Origin of the sequence: Paenibacillus sp. FSL H3-0333 (assembly GCF_038002805.1) — a bacterium.
Classification (GTDB): Bacteria; Bacillota; Bacilli; order Paenibacillales; family Paenibacillaceae; genus Paenibacillus_AQ; species Paenibacillus_AQ silagei.
On record NZ_JBBODG010000001.1, the window covers coordinates 1,694,569 to 1,715,985 of the forward strand.

Sequence of the window (21,417 nt, forward strand, 5' to 3'; positions counted from 1 at the left end):
CCATGCGGTTCTGGCATAAGATTCTCCTTGCTGTCCTGGTGCTGTTTATAGCGGCACTTGATGTAAGTGTCGTGATGGTAATGAAAAAAAGCTGGCAGCTGAACATGGCCAGTGAGAGCAAACGTGCGGCCAGCGAACAGCTGCTAATTACGAATAATATCTATGAGAATCTGGATTCCATTCGGGCAAGAGGCGTCTCTCTTACCCCGGCACTGCTGGTCAGTGTGGCTAAGTCCTATGGAGAACACTACCGTAAGCAGGGGATAGAGCTGGAGCTGCGGGATGATGGACTGCTGCTCTATCCTGGTGAGAAAGAACAGCGCGCTGTGCAGGAGGAGCATATCATGACGTTAGCGATGCCGCTCCCGGCTCCCTATCAGCATCTGGAGCTGGCCTATAACCGCGATATTAGCGGTCTGTATGCCCAGCAGCAGGAGCTGAACCGTTTTTTTGTGATGATTAACTGGATTGTAGGGCCGCTTCTTGTGGTACTGCTCTACCTTCTGATCCGGCATCTGACCAAGCCGCTCAAGCTGTTATCCGAGACGACGAAGACGATTGCCGAAGGCGACTATTCCAATCGTGTGGAGCTGAACAGCAGGGATGAATTCGGGGAGCTGGCCTTCAACTTTAACAAGATGGCTACTGTGATAGAGCAGCGGATGAGCGATCTCGCAGGCATGGCTGAGGATAAACAGCGGATGGTCGATAATCTAGCCCATGAGCTGCGGACACCGCTAACCAGTATGCAGGGATTTGCGGAGCTGCTAACCACAGCTAACATAGATCAGGACGATCAGGTCAAAGCGGGCCGCTATATTCTCAGTGAGACTGTGCGGCTGAAGAATCTGGCCTTCAAGCTGCTGGATCTGTCCGTTCTGCGGCATCAGCCACTGATGTTGGATGAGGTAGACGTGGCTTCGCTATTCGACACAGTGGCCCAGATCGAGCAGCAGAGGGTAACAGATAACTTATTACTGCTGGAGCTGTATAGCACCATTCCTGCCGTATGGGGAGATGCGGATCTTCTGGCCTCTTTTCTGGTGAATCTGATTGAGAATGCCATTCCTGCGTCCCCGCCAGGCAGCACAATCCGCTTGCTGGCCTATCAGCAGGACGGAGAAGGGGTACTTGAAGTACAGGACAGCGGGAGCGGAATGACAGAAGAGCAGAGCAGGCGGGTATTTGAGCCGTTCTACCGTGCAGACCAATCGCGTTCACGGGCCTATGGCAACGCAGGTCTTGGTCTCTCTCTATGCCGCCAGATTGCCGAAGCGCATCAGGCCAGAATTGAGCTGCTATCTGCTCCTGGCGAGGGGACGAGCATCCGCCTTTTTTTAAAAGATAATTTATAATGGTTTGTAGAGGCTATTTTACAACTCCATAACAACTGCTCCTCTATTCTATAATATCCCGGGATTAAGCTATGGATAGAGTTAATATCCTGAATCCCGATGGAGGTAATACAATTGAACAAGAAAAAGTGGTCTGTTACTATGGCAGTTGTCCTATGCTCAGGCGGTATGTTTGCATTCAGCGGACTCCTTGTCCCCAGTCTGGCGAACTCAGCAGTCATCGCAAAGTACAGTACGGCAACTCCGGTCAGTGCTAAGGCAAGTCCGGCAGGAAGCGCTGTTCCTGTGCTGAAGGTGGAGGCACCCGTGCCGGTATCTACCGTGAATGATGATCTGCTGCTGAAGCAGATGACTGAGGAGCAGATCCAGCAAATCTACGACTATATAGAGCTACCGGGCGATCCGAACACTTCAGGCCGGGAAATGACCGAAGCGGAGATCAACCGCAGGCGGGTGCTGGAAGATCAATATGTCTATGATGGTGTGCGGCCACAGAAGCCATTGCCGCTACAGGCGGGGCAGGGAGAAGTGTATTTCGATATAAAGACCAATACGTATTATCAACCGGAGCGCACCTGGACGGATGAAGAGCTGCTGCAAATGATTGACTGGTCCTACCGGGTTAATCTTGTGGCATCCAAACGTAATATAACTGCTCCTGTCGTGGCCGTACCGGAGAAATTCAGCAAGGCTGAAGTACAGGCACGGGCGGCTGAAAGTGTGCGCAAGCTGTTCGATGCCGATATCTCCAAGCTGAAAACAAATGTTATGCTGGTGGAACCGGGTTATGGCATACCCTCATTTTGGTCGGTTCACTCTGAACCATATAAGTCGCTTACTCTGCTTGGACAAGGTCAGGAATACTGGCAATATAGTGTGCAGATCGATCCTGACACCGGGGTGGTGGTAGATACGACAGCTTTTAACTCTGTGATGAAAAGAACCCCTATCGACGCGGCAGCTGCGACTGCCATGAAGAAGGATGACAGCTGGGTAAAGGAAGCTACCCGGATTGTAAAGGACAAGCAGGGAGAGAAAAGAAAGATAGTGAAGGCGTATCTGACGGGCACTGAGGTTAACAATAAACGCGGGATGGTGGCCGTGGATGTATTACTGGAAGATGGCAGCAAATATAATGCGGAATTCCGCTATCCGGGTAAGCAGCTGCGTTGTCTGATCTATGAGCCTGCCGGTAAGGCTAAGTAAGCGGGAAGCCGTGTTGCTATAGAACTGAATTTATCCTGATGATCAAGTCTCTCTTGATTCATCGGGATTTTTTGTTACATTAGAGAGAAGAAAGGAAGGGGTGAGGGGATGAAAAGATTAAATGTGGCGATTCCAACGCCTTTTCATGGGGATGAGGGTCTGAATACAGACGGATTTGCGCCTATCGTGGCTTACCAGCAGCAGAACGGGATCGAATCCCTGCTGATTTCGGGAAGCACTGGCGAGCAGCATTCGCTGAGTATCGGAGAGAGAATGGAAATCATTGAGTACTTCAATCAGCAGCGCTTCCAGGGGATAGAGCTGGTGTTCGGGGCTTCTGCCATAAGAACCCGTGATGCTGTACGACTGGTTCAGGCGCTGGAGACATCAGTGATCGATGCGATTATGATTGGCTTCCCGCCATACATCCGGCCTACGCAGCAACAGGCGGTTGCTTATGTGGAGGAACTGCTTAGCCATACGAGCAAGCCGGTAGCGCTGTATAATAATCCCGGCCGGACCGGATTCGATCTCGCGCCGGAGTCGCTGAAATCATTAATCCGCCGCTATCCGAACATTGTAGGATATAAGGAAACAGGCGATTTGCAGCGGCATGTGGGAGTGGAGTATCCGGAGGGGTTCATTCTTTTTGCAGCAGGGGATATGAGGCTTGTGGAGAATCTCGCCGCTGGCCCTTGCAATGGCCTCTCCAGTGTGGCGGGGAATCTATACCCCTTGGAGATCAAGAGCGCGGTGGAGCGTCTGCTGCGGAAGGAGCAGGTGGAGGCTGGACCTTTGGAGGACATAGTGGCGCAGGTGTTCAGCGGGCATGCGCTTGTCAACATCAAGCAGCATTACAACCGGTTGGGGATTCCGGCGGGCGTGTGCCGGGCTCCGATTCTCTAGATATGCATATTCGCCTCCTGTAAGACAAAAGCTAGCCTATCTACTGTCAAAAGGAGACGGAGCGATGAATGAAATCTGGAGCGAAATCTGGAAGGCGCTGGTGCTGATCACTGTCGGGATGCTGGTGCTGCGGCTAGCCGGCCGCAAATCGATCTCGCAGATGACGATTCCTACGACGATCGCCATGATCTCAATTGGGACAATTATTGTGCAGCCGATCGCCGATCATAGTATTCTGATTACTATAGTTGCAGTAGAAGTGTAGAGATGGCTATAAAATCAGCTAAGCAGAAAAGAAAGGACGGAGTGAGATGAAGCATCCTTTTCACCTGAAGGCGGTATGGAATGGAGGGCGGAACAGCGAAGGGCATATTGATGCGGGCGGACTGCGGACGGTTATATCGATACCGCAGGAGATGGGCGGTCCGGGAACCGGCACGAACCCGGATGAGATGCTGCTGGGTGCAGCAGCGACCTGTTACCTGATTACTCTGGCCGCAATGCTGGAGCGTTCGGAGATTGTTCCAGAGGCGCTGACCCTGGCGTCTGAAGCGACAGTAGATGTCACGAATAATGTGTTCACGTACGAAAAGATCGTGCACAAGCCTAGCATTGTGCTCCAGGCTGGTGCGACACCGGCGCAGCTGAAGATGGCAGAGCGGCTGGCACATAAGGCTGAAGCCTCCTGTATGATCTCCAGAGCCGTGGCCGGTAATGTCTCTATAGAGACTAAGCCAGTTGTGGAAATCGCGCACGGGAGCGGACAAGCCCGGGTAGAGTTATAGAAGCACAGGGGGATACAGAGCTAGAGCTGCACTGGTGATGCAAAATGCTGCTCCACCTCGTAGCGCGGCAGCTCAACAATTACCGAGGTTCCTTTGGTGAACTCACTCTCGATCCGCAGACGCCCGTCATGCAGCTCGATAATTTCTTTGCAGATGGCGAGGCCCAGGCCGCTGCCGGACTGACGGGAGCGGCCTTTGAAGAATTTGGTGCCAAGCTGCGTCAGATCCGCGGCCTCGATGCCTTCGCCGTTGTCAGCCACGGTGACGATTATCCGTTCGCCTTCGAGCACTGCGGTAAGGCGGATCTCACCCTCCGCAGGGGTGAACTTGAACGCATTATCCAGCAAATTGACAAACACCTGCTTCAACCGGTTAAAATCACCGTCCACCGGCAGCGGCTGATCGGGAAGGTCGGCGTAGAGGCGGATCTGCTTCGTCTGCCCCCGGTATCTGAACTGCAGCAGCAGATCCTCCAGCAGGCCTCTGAGATCATACGGCTGGCGCACAATGCGGATCTCTCCGGCCTGAAATTTGGAGAAGTCGAGCAGATCCTCCACCAGGCCGATCAGCCGGTCTGTCTCCCCGGTCATGACCTCAAGCCCCTGCAGGATCTCCTGCCTATCTGATAAATCACCGACCAGCAGCGTTTCCCCCCAGCCTTTGATGGAGGTAAGCGGGGTCCGCAGCTCATGGGTGACGGAGGAGATGAAATCATATTTGAGCTTCTCGCTCTTGAGAATTTCCTCCGACATATAATTCAGTGTTACCGCAAGGGTGCCGACTTCATCGTCATAGCGCCTCGCTGCCCGGACGGCAAAATTACCGGTGGCCATTTCCTTGGCGACCCCGGTCAGCTGCTGGATCGGCCCTACGATCCGTTTGGCGATAATCAGGCTGAGCATGAAGCCGAATCCAATGACGAGTAGTCCGATGACGGCTGCATTGAGTGCGATCCGGATTATAACATGATATAAAGGCTCTGCCGAGACCGAGTACCGCAGCAAGCCGATTGTGCTCCCCGACTCCTTCAGCGCGATAGAGACCGCCATAATTCGTTCCCCGTTCACTGGCTTGATGCTCTGAAAGCTTCCTTTGCCGCTGGCCAGGGCTGCTCTCACATCAGGGGTACTCACCTGCTCTGTACTGGAGAAGCCGAAGGAATTAATGACCACATGCCCGGCTGGACTCAGCACTTCCACCTTACTGCTCTCCTCAGGGGAGAGATTCTCCAGAATATAACGCGCCCGCTCATTCAAGCTATAACTCTCCAGATACTTATTGAAAAAGGTCGCTGAAGTCGTGGCCCTTGTATTCAATGTCTCCATCGCACTGCCCAGATAATAATAGTGGACAGCAGCGATGAACACTCCCTCCAGCAGCAGCACGATCAGGAGCAGCACAAGGGTAATATAGACGATAAGTCTGGACCTGATTCCCTTCAGCACAATTAGCCCCTCCAAATATATCCGAATCCCCACACGGTCTCGAGGAACTGCGGCCCGGAGGACTCCTGTCCGATCTTCTGGCGGATTCGGCTGATATTCACATCTACAATTTTAAGATCCCCCATGAAGTACTGCCCCCATACGGCTGTCAGAATATCATCCCGGTTCATGGCCTTGTTCGGCTGTTCCATCAGCAGCTTAACGATCATAAACTCGGTAGGGGTCAGCGGGATATCCTGCCCGTCCTTCAATAATTTCCGTTCATCCAGCATTAGGGTAAAAGGCGGAAGCTCGATGAGATTCTCCTGCGGCAGCGCTTCTCCCGGATACATCCTGCGGTAGAGAGAGCGCACCCGGGCGACCAGCTCCACCGGACTGAAGGGCTTGACTACATAGTCATCTGCGCCGGATTCCAGGCCCATGACCTTGTCGATTTCCTGGCTTTTGGCGGTGAGCATAATGATTCCCAGCCGGGGGAAGTGTGTCCGCAGAAGGGTGCACACCTCGAACCCGCTGAGTCCGGGCAGCATCAGGTCGAGAATCGCGATGTCAAAATCCCTCTGCTCTCTTGCAATGCGCAGCGCCTCTTCACCGGTAGAAGCCTCCGCGATCTCGAAGCCTGCCCGCTTAAGGTTGATACACAGCAGATCACGGATAGGCTTCTCATCTTCCAGTATCAGCACTTTCATGAACAGCTCTCCTTCTTATTGCCGGGGCTTCTGGGGTGTGCCGGCCAGCTGAACGACTTCATCCAGTGTCAGCTTCAGCTGATTATAATTCTGCAGATCGGCCCCCTGCAGCTTGCCGGCGGCATCCGCTGCGGGCATTACGGCAACGAATAGGGTAGGCTCCGTGTCATTGTTAGAGTTCCCCTGCTCATACAGCAGCTTATACTCTCTATTCTCAGCCTTCAGCTGGACCTCTGCGGCAGCCCAGGCCTTCTTCGTCAGCAGGCGAAGCTCCAGCAGCGGAGCCTTCACAGCAGACCCGGCATTCTTGTAGCTGAACTGGAGCTTCTCCCAGGGCTGGGGTGATTCTCCCGGAACCTCCAGCAGGGTCTGGCCCGCCCAGGACTTGGGAATACGGAAGTTGAAGCCCCAGCGGTCGAACTGCTCCTGCACGAAGGTCAGGCCGGTCTGTCCGTCCCACTGATAATATTTGGTGATGAATGGGGTCGCCAAGGGAGCCATGCTCTCCGTACCGGCTGGCGGCACCAGGAAGCCGAATTCCAAGATCCCGTCATTATTCACATCCAGGCTGGACTGCGGGTAGTCCTTAATTGCAATACTGCTGCTGCCAAGCAGGTCAGGAGAGACGGCTGGCGGAGATAGCACCAGATCCTTGCTTGCAGCGAGCGCAGTACGCTGATAATCATCTGTTGCCAGTATATCAGTAAACCTGTCTTTTTCCCAAGTTAGCAGTGAAGTATAGGAAGCATGTGCACCAATGGCGGCATCGATGACGATTGCTTCCCGGGTAGGGGACGCCTTACCGAACTGGGCTTCGATGACATTACCATCCAGCTTCTGGTCAGATAAGGTCTGCAGCGTACCGTCCTTGAGCCGGAGCAACAGGAGATGGGTCTCACGGATGTTATCTGTGGTGTAAGTACTCTGAAGCAAGGCAATGTCGGTATGCCCGCTTCCGGTCAGGTCGCCCAGGACCAACTGGTCGTAAGGCTGCTTAAGCAGCTCGGTCAGCTTGCCGCCGCCTAGGCTGTAGACCGCCAGCTCTTTGCTTAAGCCCTCCCCGCCGCCGTATCCGAGCAGCAGCTCCTCCGCTCCGTCACCGGTAACATCTGTGAAGGACACTTCATTCAATTCGCTGCCTACCCCGGTAAGGTTAGCCAGCTTGGTCCACTTGCCGTTCTGCTGTGAGAGGAGGAGGGTATTGATCTCGTAATCGGTTTTGTCTGTCTTGTAGAAGGCCAGAAGCTCCTCCTGCCCGTCCTTGTCCAGATCCTGTAATTGAATCGCACTGCCGGATTCCGAGTGGATGGGAACCGTTAAATGCGCGTTGGCCGGTAGAAAGGATTTGACGATTCCGGTAAGATTGCCGTCGCTATTCCCCTGTGCCGGGGCTTGAAGCAGATCGCTTGGCGTCTTCATGGTGCCACAGCCGGAGGCAATCAGGCTTAAGAATAAGAGGCTGCTGAGGCCGAAGGTATATTTGTTCATTGCAGTTACGCTCCTTAGGATTCATCTGTGGCTAGTATATCCTAACCTTTCGGGCAATTAGTTTCAAAATGGTAAAGGAGCTGACTGAAGATATTAATATGCGATGAAATATGAGATGGAATGGCAGCAACGCAAAGCTTAAACTCGTCGACTGCGGTGAACATTTGGACTTTCGGCCGCTGTTGTATACAGATTTCTTGATTCAAGCCGCTGTTGCGGTTGAAATCCGTATACAAAGGCGGACGCTATCGCTCCTACAGTTCCAAATTTCCCCTCCGCTCCTTCCCGCTTTTTGTTAATGGCTTATTCAACTGAAATAGATATCTTCAGTTATTGGGGGGGAGGGGGCAGGCAAAGAACGGCGGAATGGGGCGCTGTCGCTACCATTCCTACAGTCCAACCCGGTTGGGCGCATGAAGAACGCAAGATGTTATCTTTCCCTAAGAAAAAAAGGCTGTCCCAATCAGCCTTTTTTAGGCTTTTCGGGACAACCCTGTATATGGTCTGGCTATTCTATTGGCCTGAGCGCCGCAGGCTTTGTCCATTGGTAGCAATAACATCCTTATACCAGTGGAAGGATTTCTTGCGGTAGCGCTCCAGGGTTCCGGTATTGTCGTCGTGGCGGTCTACGTAGATGAAGCCGTAGCGTTTACTTAGTTCAGCGGTTGACGCACTGACCAGGTCAATACAGCCCCAAGAGGTGTAGCCCATGACTTCAACGCCGTCCTCGATGGCTTCGCCCACCTGCACCAGATGGTCATTCAGGTACTCAATCCGGTAGTCGTCATTGACGGTTGGCACGCCGTCTTCGCCGGTGATCAGCTCATCCTTGGCTCCGAGTCCATTTTCCACAATAAATAGCGGCTTCTGGTAACGGTCATAGAACATATTCAGCACATAGCGCAGACCCTGCGGGTCAATCTGCCAGCCCCATTCGGAAGCCTTCAGGTATGGATTAGGTGCGCCCCCGATCAGGTTGCCTTCCTGGGTACGTTTGCTGCTGTCTCCGGTCTCGCAGATGCTCACATAATAGCTGAACGAGATAAAGTCAACGGTATGCTTGAGAATGTCCGCATCGCCAGGCTCCATGTGAATCTCAATGCCGTGCTCTCTGAAGTAACGTTTCATATAGCCAGGGTACACGCCTCTCGCATGCACATCTCCGAAGAAGTAATTCATATGCTCCGACTTCATCGCTGCAATCACATCATCCGGGTTAGGTGTCAGCGGATAGGTTGGCATGCTGAGGATCATACAGCCGATCTGGGCCTGGGGGTTGATCTCATGTCCAATTTTGACCGCAGTAGCACTGGCTACCAGCTCATGATGAATGGCCTGGTACAGATCCTGCTTGCTCAGCTTGTCCTTCGGTGTATAGATCCCGCCGCTCATGAATGGCTCGTGGAGGATGGAGTTGATCTCGTTGAAGGTCAGCCAGTACTTCACTTTATCCTTGTAGCGGGTGAATACCGTTCTGGCATACCGTTCATAGAAGCCGACTAGTTGCCGGTTCACCCAGCCGTCATACTGCTTGGACAAGTGCAGCGGAGTTTCGTAGTGGGAGAGGGTCACCAGCGGCTCAATGTTGTATTTGTGACATTCATCAAACAGGTCATCATAGAATTGCAGGCCTTGCTCGTTAGGCTCCAGCTCATCACCGTTCGGGAAGATTCGCGACCAGGCGATGGAGGTACGGAAGACTTTGAAGCCCATTTCGGCAAAAAGCTTAACATCTTCTTTGTACCGGTGGTAAAAGTCGATGCCGACCAGCTTCATATTATCCTCGGTAGGCACCTCGGTGATAGGGCCCCTGATTCCTTGCGGAGCTACGTCTTGAGTGGACAGGCCTTTGCCGTCTTCGTTGTATGCGCCTTCCAATTGGTTCGCAGCGACTGCGCCGCCCCACAGGAAGTCTTCAGGAAATGGAGTGTTCATAGTTAATCCCGCCTTCTATTAGTTATGGATTCAGATATGGTAAGCTGTTCATAGGTCCTATAATTCAATGCTAAATGTTGTAACGCGTTACATGTCAAGTATTATTATAAAGATGAAAAATTATGTAAGGAGAGCCATCATGTCGAATCTGGATCAAATCGCTAAACTGTCGGGATTCTCCAAAGCTACAGTATCGAGGGTGCTGAATCGTTCTCCCCATGTGAGCCAGGCAACGCGGGAGATCATCCTGAAGATCATGGAAGAGCTGGACTATGTGCCCAATGGCAATGCCATCTCCTTGTCCACAGGAGAGACGATGCAGATCGGGATGGTAACGGAGGGGATTAACGAGGTAATGCTGCCTTTTCTGAACAGCTTCGTGGAGACTGCGAGCCGGCACGGATATCAGACGATTATCTATACCTCCGGGGGTGATCCGGCCAAAGAGCTGCAAGCCTTCGAGGATATGCGGCGCAAAAGAGTCGATGCGCTGGTCATCAGCACCTGCGTTAACGATCAAGCGCTCCTGGGCTCCTATTGCAAATACGGGCCGATTGTCTCCTGGCAGCGGATGGAGCTTCCCGAGATTCAGAGTGTCGCCATGAATCAATATGACGGGTACATGCTGGGACTTGAGCATGTGATCAGACGGGGGTATACGCGGATTGCCAATGCTTGGGGCAGGCCGGCCAGTATGAATACCTTCGGGAGGATACAGGCGTACCAGGATGTTGCCCGCAAATATCATCTGGAGGTGAACCAGGAATGGTCGCAGACAGGGATCTTTTCCATCCGGCAGGGTGAGGAGCTGATCCGCAGGCTGCTGCTGATTCCTGGCGGGCCTCCGAATGCCATCCTCTGCGCCAATGATATGGTAGCGGCAGGGGTGCTGAGCGAAGCCCGCAGACTGAAGGTGAAGGTGCCGGAGGAGCTGGCGGTGGTCGGCTTCGACAACACGGAGCTGGCCCACACGCTGGGGATCACCTCAATTAATAATCCGATTGGCGCACAGGCACAGAATGCGCTGCATCTGATTCTCGGCAAGCTGGGGGGAACAGAAGCCGGGCAGCAGGAGCTGGAATTTCAGCTCGTACAGAGAGCTACTACTTGAATAAGCCGTGAACCGTCCGATTTGGGCGGGTTCGCGGCTTTTTTGCTGTTTGGGAAATTATGGTTTGTCGTCTCTCAGAAAATAATCTTCTGCGCCGCCATGATCCGGCCGATCTCAAAGATAGCGGCGCATTCCACGAAATGAACCTCGGAGATAATCGAATGGTCATGCGTTCTGTAGTAATACCTGCCGTCGGTATACACGTGATCATAGATGAGGCTGATGTCATACACCGAGGTGGGGTAGAGCTCCCCTTCACCCTTGGCGATCCCCGCCGTTATGGAATGATGCCCTGAGCCTTCCACGAAGGAGATGCCAAGAGGGAGCCAGAGGGTAACCTGATGATCCTTATCCTGCCGCCAGCTTCCGTTCAGGGTACCTTCACCGATGCGGATCAGACTGTCGCGCAGCTTGCGGGGAATCCAGGGGGAGGGGAAGACCAGGTCACGTGCCAGGTTGATGATTCTGCTGCTGTTGTCAATCTGCCGCATCAGGAAGTGGAAGCTCCGTCCATCCAGCGTAACCTCGGCCCATTCATCAAAGAACAGGTTGTCCGAGAACATCCGCTCCATCTGGTCGACCTCCCCGTAGAGCGCGGGCATCAGCATGAGCTGGCTCTGAATACGTCTGCCGATCAGCCGGATGAAGTCCACAATCGGGTGGGTCTCGGGCTGGAAATAACCATAATTGATATCATAATAAAAGCCGAGATTCTCATTGATTAAATCCTTGGCAAACGCCATGAGATTATCGAATTCTTGTTTCATCGTCATGCAAAAGCTGCTCCTTCAACCATATGATAATGTGCTTATCATATTACGTGCCATGCTCCCCTGTCTGTGATGAAAACAGCAGGTAAAGATTGGTTTAACAGCAGCTCTGCAGCTTACCCGGCAAACTCCTGGACCTCGTCCAGTGTCGGCAGCGCGGCAATCGCTCCGACCTTGGTGCAGACGATGGCGCCCACCCGGTTGGCGAAGGTGACGAATTCTTGCTGCAGCTCCGCGCTGCGGGTGAAGTCTGCCGGATGGGCCAGCTGGCTGATCCGGCAGAGCAGCGCTCCGATGAAGGCATCGCCGGCACCCGTGGAATCGATGGACTTCACGGTGATGCTCGGAATCAGCAGCCGGGAGTCCGGGGAGGAGATGAGGGTGCCGTCTTTGCCCAGAGTAACGGCTACTGCTCTGGCTCCCCACTCATGCAGCATATCAAGGGCGGCATCACGGTCCGCTTCGCTTGTAATCAGCTGCAGCTCCTCGTCGCTGACCTTTACCAGATCGGCCTTGGAGATACCGGCTCTGGACAGCGCGATGAATTCCTCATGACGCCCGGTCCACAGGTCGCCCCGGTAGTTGGGATCGAAGGAGACGAACTGTCCGTTCGCCTTCGCTTCATCCATGAGCGTCATATAGACCTCACGGAAGGGATCCGCCAGCAGCGCTGTCGCTGAGCCGAAATGAAGCATGGCTGCCTCACGGACCGCTGCCCGGTCAATCTCTTCCAGCCTGAGCAGCCGGTCTGCCCCGCGGTGGAACACGAAATCGCGTTCCCCGTTCACTGAGCGCGAGACGAAAGCCAGTGTGGTCGGGCTTGCGGGATCAAGCAGCAGCATCGAGGTATCCACGTTCTGTTCTTCCAGCGTCTGCTTCAGGAAGAAGCCGAAGGGATCGGCTCCGACTTTGCCGAGGAAGGCGGAGTGGCCGCCGAGCCGGGCAATGGCTGCACTTACGTTCGCTGGCGCTCCGCCGGCCTGCTTGGAGAAATGCCGCCCTGCGGTCAGGCTGACGTCAACATCGGTGCAAAAAAAATCAATGAGCAGCTCGCCCGCACAAAGGACTGAACCATGTAGTTTCATTGTGAAATAACCTCCAGGCAGAATGGGTTGGTATTAGCTAAGAGCGGGGGTAGAGTCTCTGAATACAACGTCTGTAGCGACATGTGTCACCTGATAAGGCTTGGCAGGGTCCTTGATCCGGGAGAGCAGCATTTCGGCAGAGACAATCCCCATATGACCGCTGTAAATATGTACCGTTGTCAGATGGGGTTCGATGATCCGGGATTCCGAGGCATCGTCGAAGCCGCAGACCGCAACCTGCTCCGGCACCTTGATTCCTCTGTTCTTAAGTGACTTCATGACACGGATTGCGATGAAGTCATTGGCGCAGATGAAGGCGGAGGGCCACTCGTCAAGGGCGTCCAGCTGCTGATCCATCCAGTCCGCCTCCAGCATGTAGTCCCGGTCCTGACCCACAATGCATAATTCGGGATTGAGCGGGATACCGGCCGCAGAGAGTGCCCGATTGAAGCCGATCCAGCGTTCATTGAAGCTGCGGCAGTGGTTGTAATCGCCTACAAAACCGAAGCTCTGCACTCCCTGATCCATCAGCTTGCGGGTCATGGAAGATACACTGTGCTCATTCTCCATGAGCATCAGATCTGCCTTCAGCTCCGGATAAATAATGTCGGACGCGCAGTCAATAAAGATCGTTGGAATGCCGAGCTCGGTAACCAGCCCGCTGTATTCTTTACTGAACATTTCAATACAGATGATGCCGTCCACATTCGCAGGCTCGAAATTGCCGGGCAGAGTCATGCTGTTAATATCGTTCTCCCGGACAAAATAAATGGACAAGGTATAGCCTTCGGTACTGATACGCTTCTCCAGTCCGCTGAGCAGCTGGGAACCGAAGTGGGAGCTGTTGGGGAGATTGCTGGTCAAAAGGGCGATATTGCCCTGATTCTCGGAGGCGCTGCCTGCTGCTTCCAGATAGGAGAATTGTTTATATTTGAGCTCGACGGCCTTGTTGATTACCTTCTCCCGGGTCTCGGGAGGAATGCTCTCTGCACCGTTCAGGGCTTTGGAGGCCGTATTTCTGGAGATGCCTAGCGCATCTGCAATATCTTGAATGGTGACCTTTGCTTTCTTCATCACTGTGTTCCACCTTTGTTTCCCCGTATTAGTAACCTCTGCTACCTAATATATAGCATTTACTCAAAATTGACAACGTAATTTTACAAATGCACAAATTAATTTTACAATTCAAAAATTAAAGACACCGGTAAGTGCTTATATCTATGTTAATGTTACATTTGCACTGTATAATGCACGGTTTTAATTATTTTTTGTGCAAAATGTATTGACTTATAAACACGATCTCTGATAAATTGTAAAGGCAAAACATGTTCAAATGTAAATTTGAAAACCTATTCATTTTGTTAAATGTAAATTAATAGTTAGACCGGAGGTGGGTAACCTAACCGTCAGGAGGATAGACAGATCCGGGCGGACCTATGCCATGTGAATGGCAAGCTAGCAGCGGTCCTGTTGCACAGCAGCATTAGCACAGCCGCACTGTAAGGAGGGGGAAAATTGGCAAATCCGATGGTTCAACAAAGGGGTACTGAACTCAAATCACGCAAATCAATTCTAAGCTATCTGCGCCGGAATTATATCCTGTATTTATTCTTGGCTCCGGCTGTAATTCTTACCGTTATATTCAAATACGTTCCAATGTACGGCGCTATTATTGCCTTCAAGGATTTCAGCCCGCGCAGAGGCATCCTGGGCAGCGCATGGGTGGGCTTCGAGCATTTCGAGCGGTTCCTCTCCTCGCCGAATTTTTACGATATTCTAATGAATACGCTTAAATTAAGCGCCTACGGACTGATTCTGGGTTTTCCGGTGCCGATTGTGCTGGCGCTTATGCTGAATCTGATCCGCAGCGCGAAGCTGAAGAAGAACATCCAGCTGATTGTGTATGCACCTAACTTTATCTCGGTTGTGGTTGTCGCAGGGATGCTGTTTGTCTTTCTATCGCCGACAGGTGTGGTGAACGCGCTCATTACTACTTTTACAGGTAAGCCGGTGTCCTTCATGAGTGATCCCGCTTACTTCCGTACCGTATATATTCTGTCAGGCATCTGGCAGACGGCAGGCTGGTCCTCAATTATCTATGTAGCCACGCTGGCCGGTGTAGATCCGCAGCTTCATGATGCGGCGACGATTGACGGTGCCTCCCTGCTGAAGCGAATCCGCCATATCGATCTGCCCGCGCTGAGGCCGGTGATGGCCGTGCTGTTCATCCTTGCCGCAGGCGGCATCATGTCCATCGGCTATGAGAAGGCCTTCCTGATGCAGACGGCGCTCAATACCCCGACCTCGGAGATCATTGCGACCTATGTCTACAAGGTGGGTCTGCAGGCCGGCGATTATGCCTATTCCACCGCTATCGGATTATTCAATTCCGTCATTAACGTAATCCTGCTGGTCTTCGTCAATACGGTCGTCAAGCGGCTGAACGAAGGGGAAGGGCTGTATTAAAAGGAGGTAAGTATGGATATTCAATATTCCGGGAAGGACCGGATTCTGGTTGTTATCACGTATATATTGCTTGGTTTGTTCATCCTGGTCATTCTGTTTCCGCTGGTGTATGTCGTGCTGGCCTCCTTCTTAACACCGAATGTGCTCATTACCAAGGGGCTGGCCATTGCGCCGTCGGACTGGACCATTACAGGCTACGTCAAAATTCTCAGCAACGACGCGATGATCCGCGGCTTCTTCAACGCTTTGTTCTACTCTGCCGCCTTCGCGCTGGCTACGGTATTCTTCTCCGTCTTCGCGGCGTATCCGCTGTCTATTGAGGGGCTGGCCGGGAAGCGGCCGGTCATGATCTTCTTCCTGATTACGATGTTCTTCGGCGGCGGTCTGATTCCGACCTATCTGGTCGTGAAGGATCTGGGGATGCTGAATACGGTGTGGGCGGTGATCCTGCCGGGGGCGATCAGCGTGTTCAATATTATTCTGGCAAAGACCTATTTCCAGGGCCTGCCTAAGGAGCTGTTTCAGGCGGCGAGTATCGACGGGGCGTCTGATCTGGGCATTTTCTTCCGGATCGTATTGCCGCTGTCCAAACCGATTATCTTCGTGCTGGCTTTGTATGCCTTCGTGGGGCAGTGGAACTCTTACTTCGATGCCATGATTTATCTGGACGATTCCCGGCTGTTCCCGCTGCAGCTGGTGCTGCGTTCGATCCTGATTCAGAATCAGGTGCAGCCCGGCATGATTGCCGATGCCCTGGCCCAGGCGGAGCTTAAGAAATTGTCCGAAATGATCAAATATTCTGCCATTGTTATCTCCAGTCTGCCGCTTATCGTGATGTATCCGTTCTTCCAGAAATACTTCGAGAAGGGCGCCATGGTCGGCTCCATTAAATAATATTAGGGGGAATCTCATATGAAAAAAACATTGCAAACCTTGTCTGTGCTGGCACTCTCGGCTTCCGTGCTTGCGGGCTGCGGCGGAGGGGGCGGCAATTCCTCGGCTTCGGAGGATTACAAGCTGGAGAATGTAACGCTGCCTCTTAAAGAGAAGGTATCGCTGCACTTCATGTCCCAGAGCTCAGCGCTGGCTCCTGCCGATCCGAACGAGAAGCTGATCTACAAGCGGCTGGAGGAGAAGTCCGGGGTCCACATCGATTTCACCAACTACACGAACGACGCTTTTATTGAGAAAAGAAATCTGGCTGTAGCCAGCGGCGACCTGCCGGATGCAATCATCGATGCCGCGTATTCGGATTATGATCTGCTGACCCTGGGCAAGGACGGAACGATTGTGCCGCTGGAGGAGCTGATCGAGAAATACATGCCGAATCTGCAGAAGGTGCTGGCCGCCGCGCCGGAGTACAAATCGATGATGACCGCGCAGGACGGGCATATCTATGCTTTTCCATGGATAGAGGAGCTGGGCTCCGGCAAGGAGAGCATTCATTCGGTCAACGGGATGCCGTGGATCAATATGGAGTGGCTGAAGAAGCTGGGGCTGGCTATGCCAACTACGACGGAAGAGCTGAAGAAGGTGCTGGTCGCCTTCAAGAATGATGACCCGAACGGGAACGGCCAGAAGGATGAGATTCCGCTGTCTTTTGTGCTGAATAATGGCAATGAGGATATGAACTTCTTGTTCGGTTCGTTCGGTCTCGGGGATAACGGCGATCACACGGTGGTTACCAATGACGGCAAAGTGGTCTTCACCGCAGGCCAGGACGGATATAAAGAGGGCATTAAGTATCTGAACGAGCTGTACCAGCTGGATCTGATCGACGAAGAGGCGTTTGAACAGGATTACAACACCTATCTGGCCAAAGGGCAGAGCGAGCGCTACGGTCTCTATTTCCAGTGGGATAAAGCCAATATTACCGGGTTCAACGATAAATATGATCTGATGCAGCCGCTTGCCGGACCGGACGGAGAGGTCAATGTAGCCCGTACGAACAACTTCGGATTTGACCGCGGCCGGATGGTTATTACCGGTTCCAACAAGAATCTGGAGCTTACCGCCAAATGGGTAGACCAGCTGTATGATCCGCAGCAGTCGGTTGAGGACAACTGGGGGACTTATGGGGATGAGACCCAGCAGAATATTTTTGAATACGATGAATCGGCCAAAATGCTGAAGCATCTGCCGCTGGAAGGCGCGGCTCCGGTTGAATTGCGCCAGAAAACCAGCATAGGCGGTCCGCTGGCGATCCTCGATGAATACTACGGTAAGGTGACTACGAAGCCGGATGATGCCGCTTGGCGGCTGGACCTCATGAAGGAGAAGCTTGTGCCTTATATGAAAGCAGACAATAACTTCCCGCGTGTCTTCTACTCCCTGGAGGATCAGAAGGAATTGACCGCCATTGAGACGGACCTGTTCGCTTATGTGAACCGCAAGCGTGCAGAATGGACCAAGACCGGTAAAGTGGAAGAGGAATGGAAGGATTATCAGGCAGAGCTGTCCAGACTCGGGCTGGACAAATGGCTGGAGATCAAGCAAAGAGGATATGACAGCTATCTCAAGAACAAAGGCTGAGCCAGCAATAGCTGGGGCATAGGATAAACATATAAATAGATAAAGGTGGTAATGGAGTGGAAATTATGGGGAGAACCAAACACAGGCCTGCGCTGCATTTTACGCCGGCGCAGCATTGGATAAATGATCCGAATGGGCTGGTTTATTACGAAGGGGAATATCATTTGTTCTATCAATATCATCCGCATTCCTCCATCTGGGGGCCGATGCACTGGGGCCATGCGGTCAGTAAAGACCTGATTGTCTGGGAGGAGCTGGACATTGCGCTGTACCCGGATGATCACGGCTATGCGTTCTCCGGCAGCGCAGTCGTTGACTGGCATAATACCAGCGGGCTGTTCCCGGAGAAGCAGGGTATCGTTGCCATCTATACCAGTCATCAGGAGCCGACGGAGAATTCTCCTGCTGTGCAGAGACAGAGCCTGGCCTACAGCCATGACAACGGGCGGACCTGGATCAAGTACGCAGGCAACCCGGTGCTGACCCATCCTTCCAAGGCGGATTTCCGTGATCCGAAGGTGTTCTGGTCCGAAGCTCACGGGAAATGGATCATGGTACTGGCAACCGATCAGACAATCACCTTCTACTCCTCCCCGAATCTGCGGGAGTGGAGCCTGGAGAGTGAATTCGGCAACGGCGCAGGCTCTCATGATGCGGTATGGGAATGCCCGGACCTGTTCCAGCTACCGGTGGAAGGGACAGGAGACAGCAAGTGGGTGCTGCTGGTCAGCATCGGTGATAACAGTGGGGCGAGATACGGCTCGCGGACGCAATATTTCGTGGGTGAGTTCGACGGCTCCGTCTTCACACCGGAGCACAGCGACATCCGCTGGCTGGATTATGGCAAAGACAATTACGCAGGGGTCAGCTTCTCCGACATTCCGGCTGCGGACGGGCGGCGGATCTTCATCGGCTGGATGAGCAACTGGCGGTATGCCAATCAGGTTCCAAGCCAGGGCTGGCGCGGAACGATGACGATTCCGCGGGTACTGACGCTGCGTGATGCGGCAGACGGCCGGATGTTGATCCGCCAGCAGCCGGTAGCAGAGCTGGACCGTTACTTCGCGGCAGAGTCTGCAGCATTGCCGGAGATGCTGCTGATCCCGGGCGAGCGCCAGGAGATCAAGTGCAAGGATTCAGCCCTGGAGCTGCGGCTTGCGCTTGCGGACAATGAAGCGGAAGAATTCGGTCTTATTATTCATCATACAGCTACGGAGTATACTGAACTCATCTACTCTGCTGCTGAAGACACTCTAACCCTGCACAGAGATCAGTCCGGCGAGACCGGCTTCTCGGACATATTTCCCGATCTCCAGAGCACGGGGGGAATCGGCAGCCTGAAGAGCCTGCGTATCCTGCTGGATGCCTGTTCGGTGGAGGTATTCGCCAATGACGGCCTCGCCGCCATCACCAGCCTTGTGTTCCCTGGAGGCATCTGCTCGGGCCTAAGCTTCTATGCTAAGGGCGGCAGTGTACAGCTCCAGGGCGGGCGCCTGTCTTTCATGGAATAAATAATCAATAGAGACTTCCTGAAATTGGCTGAATATAGCAAAAAAAGCTGAAATAAGCAAACGGGACGGAGCGGAAAGCCTGCTTGGTCCCTTTTGCTGTGTCTTTCGGCGAATATCATTTGTTATTCATGGTTTGGGGTTTGTCTAGGATATCTGCATATATACAGATGGTGATAAAAGAATTAATGTAGTATCGAACGGCAGCAAAAATAGTGTCTGTACCCAATTATAGGTCCAGATTTTATTTGTGCACTAGGGGTAATATAACTACAAAAAAAGTCGGTGAGTGATAATGATGTCTTCGGTAAAAAGGTTCCTGATCGGACGGCCGCTGAAGTCCGATCAGCTGGGAGAACAGAAGCTTAACAAAACCAAGGCCTTAGCCATTCTGTCCTCGGATGCCTTATCCTCTGTGGCCTATGGTCCGGAGCAGATTCTGCTGGTGCTGATCACGGTTAGTACAGCCGCATTCTGGTATTCCATTCCGATTGCGGGCGGGGTACTGGTGCTGCTCCTGGCTCTGATACTCTCCTATAGGCAGATCATCTTTGCCTATCCCCAAGGCGGCGGAGCTTATGTCGTATCCAAGGAGAATCTGGGGAAATATCCGGGTCTGATTGCCGGGGGTTCCTTGCTCGTCGATTATATACTAACCGTAGCCGTCAGTGTCTCTGCGGGAACGGATGCGATTACTTCAGCTTTTCCGAGTCTGCATCCTTATAATGTGCTGATTGCCATCCTCTTCGTCCTGCTGATCACGACGCTGAATCTGCGCGGGGTCACCGAGTCGGCCTCTTTCCTGGCGTATCCGGTCTATCTGTTCGTCCTGGCGATGTTCATTATGATCGGGCTGGGCCTGTTCAATGTGCTGACCGGAAGAGTACCGGCAGAGCTTCATACCTCACTGGGAACACCAGTGGCCGGAATCAGCCTGTTCCTGCTGCTGCGGGCGTTCTCCTCAGGCAGCTCGGCGCTGACCGGGGTGGAGGCCATATCGAATGCGATCCCCAATTTCAAGGCGCCGGCACCGAATAATGCAGCCAAAACCTTAGCGGCGATGGGAACTCTGCTCGCGCTGTTATTCTCCGGCATCGTCTTCCTGGCGTATTATTACGGCATTGCTCCGCGTGAACAGGTCACGGTGGTGTCCGATATTGCCGAGCATGTCTTTGGCCGCAACTTCATGTATTATGTCGTGCAGGGCACGACAGCCTTAATTCTGGTTCTGGCGGCGAACACCGGATATTCCGCATTTCCGCTGCTGGCTGTGAATCTGGCGAAGGATAAATTCATTCCCCGGATGTTTACCGTGCGCGGGGACCGGCTGGGATACTCCAACGGCATTCTCAGCCTGGGCATCTTGTCGATCATCCTGATCATTGCCTTTAAGGGGCGGACAGAGCATCTTATTCCGCTGTATGCAGTCGGGGTCTTCATCCCGTTCACCCTGTCGCAGACAGGCATGATCGTCAAATGGCTCCGGCACAAGCCAGAGGGCTGGCTGCCTAAGCTGATCATCAATGCAATCGGGGCGCTGATCAGCTTCATTGTCACGATGATGTTCTTCCTGACCAAATTTACGCAGGTCTGGCCGGTCCTGGTCTTTCTGCCGCTGATTATCCTGTTCTTCTACCGCATCTACAAGCATTATGAATCGGTCGCCGATCAATTGCGGGTAGCTACCTGCGGGGAGCCGCCGCTTGCGATTGAAGGGAATATCATCATCCTGCCGGTAGCAGGGATTACCCATGTGGTGGAGAATTCCTTGCGGTATGCCAAGTCGCTGAGTGCACAGCAGATTATCGCCGTCCACATCCCGTTCGAGCGGGAGGATGACGCTATTTTCGAAGAGAAGTGGAAGAAGTTCCATCCTGAAGTACGGCTGGTAACGCTGTATTCACCTTACCGCAGCATCATTCATCCATTGACCAAGTTCATTGATACGGTTCAGCGCAAGGCCAGCGAGTCGAATTATCAGGTGACCGTCATTGTCCCTCAATTCATACCGAAGAAGGGCTGGCATAACATTCTGCATAACCAGTCCAGCCTGCTGATCCGCGCGCATCTGCTGTACCGGCGCAATGTAATTATCACTACCGTCCCTTATCATTTGAAAAAATAACAGGATTATGC

Annotated in this window: 18 protein-coding genes; 11 read left to right on the plus strand and 7 right to left on the minus strand. The window is 53.0% G+C overall.

Annotated features, from left to right (window positions below; genetic code table 11):
* Positions 1–2: 2 nt before the first annotated feature.
* The 5 genes from MHH78_RS07680 to MHH78_RS07700 all read left to right on the plus strand — a co-directional run bounded on the left by MHH78_RS07680 (position 3) and on the right by MHH78_RS07700 (position 4,252).
* Positions 3–1,355 carry a sensor histidine kinase gene (locus MHH78_RS07680; RefSeq protein WP_341167030.1) on the plus strand — a complete coding sequence of 451 codons (1,353 nt, stop codon included), beginning with the start codon at positions 3–5 and terminating at the stop codon, positions 1,353–1,355.
* Between the two features lie 114 nt (positions 1,356–1,469).
* On the plus strand, positions 1,470–2,561 hold the full coding sequence (locus tag MHH78_RS07685) for a hypothetical protein (RefSeq protein WP_341167031.1): 1,092 nt from the start codon (positions 1,470–1,472) through the stop codon (positions 2,559–2,561).
* Between the two features lie 108 nt (positions 2,562–2,669).
* A complete protein-coding gene (locus MHH78_RS07690; protein WP_341167032.1) occupies positions 2,670–3,467 on the plus strand; it encodes a dihydrodipicolinate synthase family protein in 798 nt (265 codons plus the stop codon).
* Positions 3,468–3,531: 64 nt separating this feature from the next.
* Entirely contained in the window at positions 3,532–3,732 is a 201-nt protein-coding gene (locus MHH78_RS07695) for a hypothetical protein (RefSeq protein ID WP_341167033.1), read from the plus strand.
* A 46-nt stretch (positions 3,733–3,778) separates the two neighbouring features.
* A complete protein-coding gene (locus MHH78_RS07700; RefSeq protein WP_076085265.1) occupies positions 3,779–4,252 on the plus strand; it encodes an OsmC family protein in 474 nt (157 codons plus the stop codon).
* A 20-nt stretch (positions 4,253–4,272) separates the two neighbouring features.
* On the opposite strand, the gene MHH78_RS07705 is transcribed toward MHH78_RS07700, so the two are convergent.
* The 4 genes from MHH78_RS07705 to MHH78_RS07720 form a co-directional block, all read right to left on the minus strand.
* Positions 4,273–5,697 carry a sensor histidine kinase gene (locus MHH78_RS07705; protein ID WP_340827577.1) on the minus strand — a complete coding sequence of 475 codons (1,425 nt, stop codon included), beginning with the start codon at positions 5,695–5,697 and terminating at the stop codon, positions 4,273–4,275.
* Between the two features lie 2 nt (positions 5,698–5,699).
* Positions 5,700–6,386 carry a response regulator transcription factor gene (locus tag MHH78_RS07710; RefSeq protein ID WP_076085268.1) on the minus strand — a complete coding sequence of 229 codons (687 nt, stop codon included), beginning with the start codon at positions 6,384–6,386 and terminating at the stop codon, positions 5,700–5,702.
* A gap of 15 nt (positions 6,387–6,401) precedes the next feature.
* A complete protein-coding gene (locus tag MHH78_RS07715; protein ID WP_341167034.1) occupies positions 6,402–7,874 on the minus strand; it encodes a hypothetical protein in 1,473 nt (490 codons plus the stop codon).
* A 513-nt stretch (positions 7,875–8,387) separates the two neighbouring features.
* The gene (locus tag MHH78_RS07720; RefSeq protein WP_341167035.1) at positions 8,388–9,809 is read right to left on the minus strand and encodes a glycoside hydrolase family 1 protein; all 1,422 of its coding nucleotides are present in this window, start codon (positions 9,807–9,809) and stop codon (positions 8,388–8,390) included.
* Between the two features lie 139 nt (positions 9,810–9,948).
* Here MHH78_RS07720 and MHH78_RS07725 point away from each other — a divergent pair, with 139 nt between their 5' ends.
* Positions 9,949–10,920 carry a LacI family DNA-binding transcriptional regulator gene (locus MHH78_RS07725; protein ID WP_341167036.1) on the plus strand — a complete coding sequence of 324 codons (972 nt, stop codon included), beginning with the start codon at positions 9,949–9,951 and terminating at the stop codon, positions 10,918–10,920.
* Positions 10,921–10,994: 74 nt separating this feature from the next.
* On the opposite strand, the gene MHH78_RS07730 is transcribed toward MHH78_RS07725, so the two are convergent.
* The 3 genes from MHH78_RS07730 to MHH78_RS07740 all read right to left on the minus strand — a co-directional run bounded on the left by MHH78_RS07730 (position 10,995) and on the right by MHH78_RS07740 (position 13,849).
* Complete coding sequence (locus MHH78_RS07730; protein ID WP_051478692.1) at positions 10,995–11,693, minus strand: DUF6710 family protein; 699 nt, start codon at positions 11,691–11,693, stop codon at positions 10,995–10,997.
* A 113-nt stretch (positions 11,694–11,806) separates the two neighbouring features.
* Positions 11,807–12,775 (minus strand): carbohydrate kinase family protein, encoded by a 969-nt coding sequence (locus tag MHH78_RS07735; protein ID WP_341167037.1) that lies wholly within the window; start codon positions 12,773–12,775, stop codon positions 11,807–11,809.
* A 33-nt stretch (positions 12,776–12,808) separates the two neighbouring features.
* Positions 12,809–13,849, minus strand: coding sequence for a LacI family DNA-binding transcriptional regulator (locus MHH78_RS07740; protein WP_341167038.1), 1,041 nt, complete (start codon positions 13,847–13,849; stop codon positions 12,809–12,811).
* A gap of 453 nt (positions 13,850–14,302) precedes the next feature.
* On the opposite strand from MHH78_RS07740, the gene MHH78_RS07745 reads away from it, so the two are divergent.
* The 5 genes from MHH78_RS07745 to MHH78_RS07765 all read left to right on the plus strand — a co-directional run bounded on the left by MHH78_RS07745 (position 14,303) and on the right by MHH78_RS07765 (position 21,406).
* Entirely contained in the window at positions 14,303–15,241 is a 939-nt protein-coding gene (locus MHH78_RS07745) for an ABC transporter permease (protein ID WP_076085341.1), read from the plus strand.
* A gap of 12 nt (positions 15,242–15,253) precedes the next feature.
* Positions 15,254–16,135, plus strand: a complete 882-nt coding sequence (locus MHH78_RS07750) for a carbohydrate ABC transporter permease (RefSeq protein ID WP_036732509.1) — start codon at positions 15,254–15,256, stop codon at positions 16,133–16,135.
* 18 nt (positions 16,136–16,153) lie between these two features.
* On the plus strand, positions 16,154–17,773 hold the full coding sequence (locus MHH78_RS07755) for an extracellular solute-binding protein (RefSeq protein WP_341167039.1): 1,620 nt from the start codon (positions 16,154–16,156) through the stop codon (positions 17,771–17,773).
* Positions 17,774–17,838: 65 nt separating this feature from the next.
* Positions 17,839–19,284: a glycoside hydrolase family 32 protein gene (locus MHH78_RS07760; protein ID WP_341167040.1), complete on the plus strand. Its 1,446-nt coding sequence runs from the start codon at positions 17,839–17,841 to the stop codon at positions 19,282–19,284.
* 292 nt (positions 19,285–19,576) lie between these two features.
* Positions 19,577–21,406 (plus strand): APC family permease, encoded by a 1,830-nt coding sequence (locus tag MHH78_RS07765; protein ID WP_341167041.1) that lies wholly within the window; start codon positions 19,577–19,579, stop codon positions 21,404–21,406.
* The last annotated feature ends 11 nt before the right edge of the window (positions 21,407–21,417 follow it).

Coding starts and splice junctions, on each gene's coding strand:
- MHH78_RS07700 (WP_076085265.1), top strand. CDS start 3,779: ATGAAGCATCCTTTTCACCTGAAGGCGGTATGGAATGGAGGGCGGAAC.
- MHH78_RS07765 (WP_341167041.1), top strand. CDS start 19,577: ATGATGTCTTCGGTAAAAAGGTTCCTGATCGGACGGCCGCTGAAGTCC.
- MHH78_RS07755 (WP_341167039.1), top strand. CDS start 16,154: ATGAAAAAAACATTGCAAACCTTGTCTGTGCTGGCACTCTCGGCTTCC.
- MHH78_RS07730 (WP_051478692.1), bottom strand. CDS start 11,693: ATGACGATGAAACAAGAATTCGATAATCTCATGGCGTTTGCCAAGGAT.
- MHH78_RS07680 (WP_341167030.1), top strand. CDS start 3: ATGCGGTTCTGGCATAAGATTCTCCTTGCTGTCCTGGTGCTGTTTATA.
- MHH78_RS07740 (WP_341167038.1), bottom strand. CDS start 13,849: ATGAAGAAAGCAAAGGTCACCATTCAAGATATTGCAGATGCGCTAGGC.
- MHH78_RS07760 (WP_341167040.1), top strand. CDS start 17,839: ATGGGGAGAACCAAACACAGGCCTGCGCTGCATTTTACGCCGGCGCAG.
- MHH78_RS07745 (WP_076085341.1), top strand. CDS start 14,303: ATGGTTCAACAAAGGGGTACTGAACTCAAATCACGCAAATCAATTCTA.
- MHH78_RS07735 (WP_341167037.1), bottom strand. CDS start 12,775: ATGAAACTACATGGTTCAGTCCTTTGTGCGGGCGAGCTGCTCATTGAT.
- MHH78_RS07695 (WP_341167033.1), top strand. CDS start 3,532: ATGAATGAAATCTGGAGCGAAATCTGGAAGGCGCTGGTGCTGATCACT.
- MHH78_RS07750 (WP_036732509.1), top strand. CDS start 15,254: ATGGATATTCAATATTCCGGGAAGGACCGGATTCTGGTTGTTATCACG.
- MHH78_RS07710 (WP_076085268.1), bottom strand. CDS start 6,386: ATGAAAGTGCTGATACTGGAAGATGAGAAGCCTATCCGTGATCTGCTG.
- MHH78_RS07690 (WP_341167032.1), top strand. CDS start 2,670: ATGAAAAGATTAAATGTGGCGATTCCAACGCCTTTTCATGGGGATGAG.
- MHH78_RS07720 (WP_341167035.1), bottom strand. CDS start 9,809: ATGAACACTCCATTTCCTGAAGACTTCCTGTGGGGCGGCGCAGTCGCT.
- MHH78_RS07725 (WP_341167036.1), top strand. CDS start 9,949: ATGTCGAATCTGGATCAAATCGCTAAACTGTCGGGATTCTCCAAAGCT.
- MHH78_RS07715 (WP_341167034.1), bottom strand. CDS start 7,874: ATGAACAAATATACCTTCGGCCTCAGCAGCCTCTTATTCTTAAGCCTG.